Annotated in this window: 4 protein-coding genes; 3 read left to right on the top strand and 1 reads right to left on the bottom strand. The window is 69.6% G+C overall.

The window, feature by feature from the left end; all coding sequences use genetic code 11:
• Positions 1–202 precede the first annotated feature (202 nt).
• The 3 genes from OXN85_02115 (at position 203) to OXN85_02105 (ending at position 2,994) form a co-directional block, all read left to right on the top strand.
• Positions 203–457: a type II toxin-antitoxin system prevent-host-death family antitoxin gene (locus OXN85_02115; GenBank protein ID MCY3598754.1), complete on the top strand. Its 255-nt coding sequence runs from the start codon at positions 203–205 to the stop codon at positions 455–457.
• The gene (locus OXN85_02110) at positions 454–840 is read left to right on the top strand and encodes a type II toxin-antitoxin system VapC family toxin (GenBank protein ID MCY3598753.1); all 387 of its coding nucleotides are present in this window, start codon (positions 454–456) and stop codon (positions 838–840) included. Before OXN85_02115 ends, OXN85_02110 begins: the two co-directional genes overlap by 4 nt.
• Before the next feature lie 84 nt (positions 841–924).
• Complete coding sequence (locus tag OXN85_02105; protein MCY3598752.1) at positions 925–2,994, top strand: bifunctional aldolase/short-chain dehydrogenase; 2,070 nt, start codon at positions 925–927, stop codon at positions 2,992–2,994.
• Between the two features lie 59 nt (positions 2,995–3,053).
• Here OXN85_02105 and OXN85_02100 read toward each other — a convergent pair whose 3' ends face one another.
• On the bottom strand, positions 3,054–4,163 hold the full coding sequence (locus OXN85_02100; GenBank protein MCY3598751.1) for a DUF4143 domain-containing protein: 1,110 nt from the start codon (positions 4,161–4,163) through the stop codon (positions 3,054–3,056).
• Positions 4,164–4,271 lie beyond the last annotated feature (108 nt).

The raw sequence follows: 4,271 nt of genomic DNA, 5'->3' as shown, positions 1-4,271 counted from the left end.
GGCCGGAGGATAGCTGCGGAGCCCGGCCGCTGGCCCGGGGGGCCGGAGGATAGCTGCGGAGCCCGGCCGCTGGCCCGGGGGGCCGGAGGATAGCTGCGGAGCCCGGCCGCTGGCCCGGGGGGCCGGAGGATAGCTTCGGAGCCTGGCCGCTGGCCCGGGGGCCGGAGGATTCTTGAGCCTGTACAGGTAGTTGTATAGGTTCATGTACATGCCCAGGGTCAACATCGCCGAAGCCCGGGCCGATCTGGCTCGGTATCTCGCCCGCGTGGAGCGTGGCGAGACCGTCACGCTGTGCCGGCGCAACGTGCCCATCGCGGAGATCCGCCCCCTGCCCTCGACACCGATCCGGGAACGCCCGATCGGCATCGACCGCGGCATGAAGGTGCCGGAGAGCTTCTTCGAGCCCCTGCCGGAACCCGTCCTGCGGGCCTTCCAGGGTGACGCCGGCGAGCCGTGAGGCTGCTCGTCGATACGTGTACGTTCCTGTGGCTGGCGGCGGCGGACTCCCGCCTCTCGCGGGCGGCGGAGGCGGCGTGCCGAGATCCCGGCAACACGGTGTACCTGAGCGCGCTCTCGGCGTGGGAAATCGCGATCAAGCACCGCCTCGGGCGGTTGCCGCTCCCGGAGTCGCCCGTCCGCTACGTCTCGAGCCGGCGCGAATGGCTGGAACTTGAACCGCTCCCCTTCGATGAGGCATCGGCGGCCCACGAAATTCTCCTGCCGACCCTTCATGTGGACCCCTTCGACCGCGGTCTCGTCTCGCAGGCGATCGTCAATGGCTTGACGATCGTCACGCCCGACGGGGCGATCTCTTCGTATCCCGCTCCCGTCCTCTGGTGACCGTCTCCGGCGCTGGACGCCTTGCCGCGAGGTCGGTACCGTCTTCGCCGGCCGTCAGGCAGGGCTCGATGAGGGGAGCATGAGATGATAAGCGCGTGGAGCGACCGCGAGGCCGCGGAACTCGTCGAACGGTACGCCGCCGAAGGCGTGGGAGAGGATCTCGCGCTGCGGGTGTACACGACGCGCCTCCTCGGGTCCGAGCCGCGGCTCGTGATGCACGGCGGCGGCAACACGTCGGTCAAGGGCCGCGCGCGGGACGTGACCGGGATCGACCTGGACGTGCTGTACGTGAAGGGGAGCGGCTGGGACATGGGGACGATCGAGCCGCCCGGCCTCCCGGCGGTGCAACTCGATCCGCTTCTGGGGCTGGCGGAGATCGACGCCCTGTCCGACGAGGACATGGTGAACCTGCAGCGCCGCAACCTGCTCGACTCGAAGGCGCCGAACCCCTCGGTGGAGACGCTCCTGCACGCGTGGGTGCCGCGCACGTTCATCGACCACACACACGCGAACGCGGCGCTCGTGCTGACCGACCAGCCGCACGGGGAGGAGATCTGCCGCGAGGTCTACGGCGACCGCGCCGCGATCGTGCCCTACATCATGCCGGGCTTCGATCTCGCGAAGGCGGCGAAGGCGGCGGCCGACGCCCATCCGGAGGCGGAAGGGCTCGTCCTCCTCAAGCACGGGCTGTTCACCTTCGGGGACACGGCGCACGAGGCGTACGAACTCATGATCGAGTTCGTCAGCCTCGCCGAAGCGCGCATCGCGGGCGGGCGCCGGACCGTGTTCGCCGCCGCTGCGACACCTGGCGCGGGCGCTTCCGCGAGCGAGGTGGCCCCCGCCATCCGCGGCATGCTGGCGAACCGACGGGGTGGCGAGGCGAATGAGGGCGAGACGGCTGCGTTCGAGCGCTTCATCCTGGAACACCGGACAAGCCCGGCCATTCTCGCCTACGTCGGCGGCTCGGAGCTGTCGCGCTACAGCCAGGTCGGCACGGTCACGCCCGATCACGCGATCCGCACGAAGCCGTTGCCGGTCGTGCTCCCCGCGCCGCCCGCCGGCGACCTGACCGCCTGGACCGCGGAGGCGCGAGCCGCGGTGGACGCCTACCGGGAGGCCTACGCGGCCTATTTCGAGCGCCACAACCCGCGCTACGGCGGGACGAAGCGCATGCTCGACCCGAGTCCGCGCGTGGTCCTCGTGCCGGGCGTCGGGCTCTTCGCGAGCGGTCGCGACGCACGGGCGGCGGCCGCGGCGGCCGACCTCGCCGAGACCACGGTCGACGTCATCACGGATGCGGAGAGCATGGACCGCTTCGAAAGCATCACCGAGGCGGAACTGTTCGACATCGAGTACTGGTCGCTCGAACAGGCGAAACTGGCCGGCGCGAAGGAGAAGACGCTGGCCCGCCAGGTCGTCGTCGTCACGGGCGGCGCGGGCGCCATCGGCCGGGCCACGGCCGCCGCGTTCCGGGCCGCCGGCGCCGAGGTCGCCCTCTTCGACCTCCCGGGCCCCTCGCTCGACGCCGCCGGTCAGGCCGGAGCGGGGCTCGCCGTCCCATGCGACGTGACGGACGACGCGTCCGTCGACCGCGCGTTCGGCATCGTCGCCGCCCGCTTCGGAGGCGTCGACATCCTCGTCTCGAACGCCGGGGCGGCCTGGCGCGGCCCCATGGCCGACGTGACGGACGACGTGCTGCGGGAGAGCTTCGAGTTGAACTTCTTCGCCCACCAGCGCGTTACGCGCGCGGCCGTGCGCACGATGCGCGCCCAGGGGACGGGCGGCTGCCTCCTCTTCAACGTCTCCAAGCAGGCCGTCAACCCGGGCCCCGACTTCGGCCCCTACGGACTGCCGAAGGCGGCGACCCTCGGACTCGTGCGCCAGTACGCCATCGAGCACGGTTGGGAGGGCATCCGGTCGAACGGGGTCAACGCCGACCGCATCCGGAGCGGCGTCCTCACCGACGAGATGATCGCGTCCCGCTCCGAAGCGCGTGGCGTGAGCGAGGACGCCTACCTGCGCGGAAACCTCCTCGGCCGCGAGGTCCGGGCCGACGATGTCGCCCGGGCGTTCGTTTCCCTTGCCCTCGCCCGCGCGACGACGGGCGCGATCCTCACCGTGGACGGCGGCAACGTCGCCGCCGCCCTCCGCTGACCGTGAGGGCGGTCGCGTCGGTTCCGGCAGGTCGGTTCCGGCAGGTCGGGTCCGGCAGGTCAGTTCCAGGTCCTTGTCAGCACCCGGTTCCACGGCAGGACATCCACGTCGCCGCGTCGATGGGAAGAGTCGCCCCCGAAGATCAGCCGGCGGTCGACGGAAAGCCCCGTCCTCCCCAGCGCCTTCCCGAGCGTCCGCATGCCGAGGAGGAAACGCGGGACGACCGTGGCGCCGGACTTCGCCTCGGCCAGGATGACCCGCTCTCCCCGATCAACGACGAGATTGACCTCGGTGCCCGCCGCCCTGTAATGCCGCAAACGCGGCTCTTCGCCGCGATGAGCGATCGCCTTCAAGACCTCCGCCGCCACCCAGCTCTCGAAGATCTGCCCTCTCAACGGGTGATGACGGAGTTCCTCCGGCGTGCGGATGCCGAGCGGGTGGCAGGCCAGTCCCGAATCCAGAAAGTGGAGCTTGGGCGCCTTGATCTGACGTGTGCGCACGTTGGGGCGGTACGCCGGGACCCGAAAGACAAGGAAGCTGGACTCCAGCACGTGGATCCACGCCCGGACCGTGTTGTGTCGGATGCCGACGTCGGCCGCCAGCGCCGACAGATTCACCTCTCTTGCGGTTCGTCCCGCAACCAGTCTCACGAACTCCGAAAAGGCCCCGAGGTTCGCGATGTTCCGCAGGGACAGGATATCGTGATCCAGATACGTCGCGAGATAATCCCGGAGCCAGACCCGGGGCGAGATGTCACCTTGGTGAATCGTCGGGTACGCCCCGGTCCAGAGTGCGTCGAGCATACTCGGCGATGGTCTTCCGAAGCGCGCCAACTCGTCAAATCCCGGCGGAAGCAGCTGGAGTACGCCCACGCGACGCGCCATCCACGCGTTTATCACCGGACTCAATCCGAAGTGCATCGACCCGGTCAGCACAAAGCGCCCCGGAGCCGGATCCTCGTCCACGAGTTCCTGAAGATAGGCAATCAACACCGGCGCCAACTGGGCGTCGTGGATCACCGCCCCGTCCCGATACTCCCGCACGAAACCCTCGGGATCCAGCTCCGCCTCGGTGCGCACGTCAAGCCGTCGCAACGACACGTAGGGCCGGTCGGAGAGCACGGTCCGGCAGAGCGTCATCTTGCCGGACTGCCGTGGCCCCATGACCATTACGATCGGATGGCGCCGCATCCGTCGGCGAAACGAGTCAACAAGGTTACGACGGATGATGGTCACGGTTCCAGGTTCTCCAGGTTCTCCAGGTGTTCCGGGAACTCC

Source organism: Candidatus Palauibacter australiensis, from assembly GCA_026705295.1.
GTDB classification, from domain to species: domain Bacteria; phylum Gemmatimonadota; class Gemmatimonadetes; order Palauibacterales; family Palauibacteraceae; genus Palauibacter; species Palauibacter australiensis.
The sequence above is the reverse complement of the archived record's forward strand: the minus strand, read 5'-3'. Positions and strand labels throughout refer to the sequence as shown.